Raw genomic sequence first — 3,151 nt, forward strand, 5'->3', positions numbered from 1 at the left:
GGCACCCCCCCGATCAACACCCGACCCCCGACGACCCCGGCCAACCCCCCACACCCCCCCCACCGCGCCCCCCCCCCCCCCCGGGGCCCCCCCCGCTAGCCGTGCGCCGCCCCGGTCCCGGTGACGTCGACCACCGGGACGCCTTCACGCCGTATCCGCTCCGTCCCCCAGGCACCGAGCGGCCGGAGCGCGTCGTTGAGCGTGCGCCCGTGCTCGGTCAGGGAGTACTCCACGCGCGGCGGCACCTGCGCGTAGACCTCCCGGTGGACGAGACCGTCCTCCTCCATCTCGCGCAGATGCTGGGTCAGCATCTTCTCGCTCACGCCCGGCAACCCGCGCCGGAGTTCGGCGAAGCGGCGTACGCCATGGGCGTCGAGTTCCCAGAGGATGAGTCCCTTCCACTTGCCGCTCACCACGTCGAGCCCGGCGTCGATACCGCAGATGTACGGACCGAGTCGCGGCGCCTTGGCCATCGCAGATCCCCTTACTTAAAGGTAAGTACCGCAGAAAACAGTGGGTACTTCCGAGATTAACGGTGCCCTCCGAGCATGGAGGGATGAACGGACACCACACACGGCACGCCCCCGTCACCGTCCTCGGTCTCGGCCCGATGGGCCGGGCGATGACCCGCACCCTCCTCACCGCCGGCCACCCGGTCACCGTCTGGAACCGCACCCCCGGCCGGGCCGACGCCCTCGTCACCGCCGGAGCGACCCACGCGGCGACCCCCGGCGAGGCGGTCGAGGCGGGCGACCTCGTGATCCTCAGCCTCACCGACTACCAGGCGATGTACGACATCCTCGGCACCGCCACCGGCTCCCTGGCGGGCCGCACCCTGGTCAACCTCAGCTCGGACACCCCCGACCGCACCCGCGCGGCGGCGACCTGGGCAGCCGGCCACGGCGCCGGCTTCCTCACCGGCGGCGTCATGGTCCCGGCGCCGATGGTCGGCACGGAAGCGGCCCACGTCTACTACAGCGGCCCCGTCACCACACTGGAGACCCACCGGACGACGCTGGCGGCGCTCGGCACTCCGAAGTACCTGGGCGAGGACCCGGGCCTCGCCCAGACGATGTACCAGGCCCAGCTCACCGTCTTCCTCTCCACCCTGTCCGCCCTGATGCAGGCCACCGCGATGCTGGGCACGGCGGGGATGAAGGCCAGGGACGCCCTCCCTGAACTGCTCACCTCCGCCGACGCGACCGGCGCCATCCTCAGAGCCGGCGAGGAGACCCCGGGCGCGGCACTGGACGCCGGAGCACATCCGGGCGACCTCAGCACGGTCACGATGATGGGCGCCACCTCCGACCACATCGTCGACACCAGCGCCTCCCTCGGCCTCGACCTCGCCCTCCCCCTGGCGGTACAGGCCCACTACCGCCAGGCGATCGAGAACGGCCACGGCGCCGACAACTGGACGCGCATCATCGACAGCATCCGGAAACGATAGGGGCGGCGACCGGCACGACGAGCGCGGGACCGGCCTGGTCCCTGGAGTCGCGGACGCCTACCGGCGGGTGGGGGCGAGGTGGGCGACCTCGACGCAGGCGGTGCCGTTCTCCGCGCCGCACGAAGACGTCAGACGGCCCAACCCCGCGCCCACGGGCGCAGCTTCTCCGGGTTGCGGACCGCCCAGATCCGCGTGACGCGGCCGTCCGCGATCTCGAACGAGGCCACGGTCGCGAGGGCGCCGGCCTGCCGGGCCACCAGGCCGGGAGCGCCGTTGACCGAGCGTTCCAGGAGTTCGAGCCCGACCGCCTTGTCCGCGATGGCGACCAGGTACTGGGCGATGCGCGCACCGCCCTCGATCGGGCGGAGGACGGTTCCGACCAGGCCGCCGCCGTCGGCGGTCATCACGGCCGCCGGGTCGAGGAGGTCGACCAGGGCCGCGATGTCCTTGGCCTCCCATGCCTCCTTGACCCGCCGTACCGCTTCGGCCTGCCGGGCGGCCTTCACCGGGGGCCGTGCCCCGCGCACCCGGCGCCGGGCGGAGGCCGCGAGCTGCTTGCAGGCGGCGGGGGTCCGGTCGAGGATGCCCGCGATCTCGGCGAACGGATACCGGAAGACGTCGTGCAGGACGAACGCCACCCGCTCCGCGGGCGTCATCGACTCCAGGACGACGAGGAAGGCCATGGTCACCGACTCGTCCAGGACCATCTGGTCGGCCGGGTCGGTGAGCGCGACGGGGCTGGTGGGGCCGCCGCCGTGGCCGAGGTGCCGTTCGGCGCGGTCGGGCAGCGGATCGGGCAGCCACGCCCCGACGTACCGTTCACGCCGCGCCCGCGCCGAGCCGAGCACGTCCAGGCAGATCCGTCCGGTCACCGTCGTCAGCCAGGCACCGGGCGACACGATCACGTCCCGCCGGTCCTGCGGCAGCGCGTACCAGCGTGCGTATGCCTCCTGTACGGCGTCCTCGGCCTCGGCCAGTGAACCGAGCAACCGGTAGGCGACGTTCATCAGTTGGCGCCGCTCACCGGCCACCTCGTCGGTACTCGCCCCCGCCGTGCCCATGCCCGGCCACCCCCCTCGCCTTACCTTTCGCGGGCCCGCGTCGTCGGGCTGTCGAGACCTTACCGATCCACTGCCCACCGGGCGGAAAAGAGGACCGTGGCATGACGACCCAGGCGACGGCACAGCGCCGCTTCTCGTTCCTCCGGACGGCGATCGCCCTCCAGACCCTGACCATCTTCCTTCAAGCGGTCTCCGCCGGGCTGCTGCTGACCTCGTCCTACGGCGAGACGCTGCACAGCATCGGAGCCCGGGTGATGTACGGGGCGTCGATGCTGTACGTGCTCGCGGCGGTGCTGGCCTGGAAACCGGGCGGCGGCTCGCCCCGGCCCGTGTGGTACGCGTCCGGCTTCCTCGTCCTCGCCTCGGTGCAGGTCGTGCTCGGCATCGCGCACGTACCGTCGGTCCATCTCCCCCTGGGTGTCCTGATGTTCGGTCTGAGCGTGCTGGCACTGGCAGGGCACGCGAGAACACGGCCCGCGCCCCAGGGGCACCGGATACCGTCATGAGCGACCGGGCCCGGGGTGAGCGCCCCGGGCCCGTCGGGGGGGGCCCCGGGGGGGCCCCCGGGGGGGGCCCCCCCGGGCGCCACCCCCGCCCCCCCCCCGCGCCCCCCCCCCCCACCGGCGGCCCCTACGACCCC

General features: G+C 73.2%; 4 protein-coding genes. 2 read left to right on the forward strand and 2 right to left on the reverse strand.

What is annotated here, in order from left to right; translation table 11 throughout:
* Nucleotides 1-95: 95 nt before the first annotated feature.
* The gene (locus tag ACFXPK_RS22285) at nucleotides 96-473 is read right to left on the reverse strand and encodes a winged helix-turn-helix transcriptional regulator (protein WP_385005593.1); all 378 of its coding nucleotides are present in this window, start codon (nucleotides 471-473) and stop codon (nucleotides 96-98) included.
* A gap of 83 nt (nucleotides 474-556) precedes the next feature.
* Here ACFXPK_RS22285 and ACFXPK_RS22290 point away from each other — a divergent pair, with 83 nt between their 5' ends.
* Nucleotides 557-1,450 (forward strand): NAD(P)-dependent oxidoreductase, encoded by an 894-nt coding sequence (locus ACFXPK_RS22290; RefSeq protein WP_385077937.1) that lies wholly within the window; start codon nucleotides 557-559, stop codon nucleotides 1,448-1,450.
* A 128-nt stretch (nucleotides 1,451-1,578) separates the two neighbouring features.
* Here the strand turns inward: ACFXPK_RS22290 and sigJ are convergent, their stop codons facing one another.
* The gene (sigJ, locus tag ACFXPK_RS22295; RefSeq protein WP_385077939.1) at nucleotides 1,579-2,511 is read right to left on the reverse strand and encodes an RNA polymerase sigma factor SigJ; all 933 of its coding nucleotides are present in this window, start codon (nucleotides 2,509-2,511) and stop codon (nucleotides 1,579-1,581) included.
* A 101-nt stretch (nucleotides 2,512-2,612) separates the two neighbouring features.
* Here sigJ and ACFXPK_RS22300 point away from each other — a divergent pair, with 101 nt between their 5' ends.
* Nucleotides 2,613-3,017, forward strand: a complete 405-nt coding sequence (locus ACFXPK_RS22300; RefSeq protein ID WP_385077942.1) for a hypothetical protein — start codon at nucleotides 2,613-2,615, stop codon at nucleotides 3,015-3,017.
* Nucleotides 3,018-3,151: the final 134 nt, after the last annotated feature.

It is taken from the genome of Streptomyces sp. NPDC059142 (assembly GCF_042755665.1).
Lineage (GTDB): Bacteria > Actinomycetota > Actinomycetes > Streptomycetales > Streptomycetaceae > Streptomyces.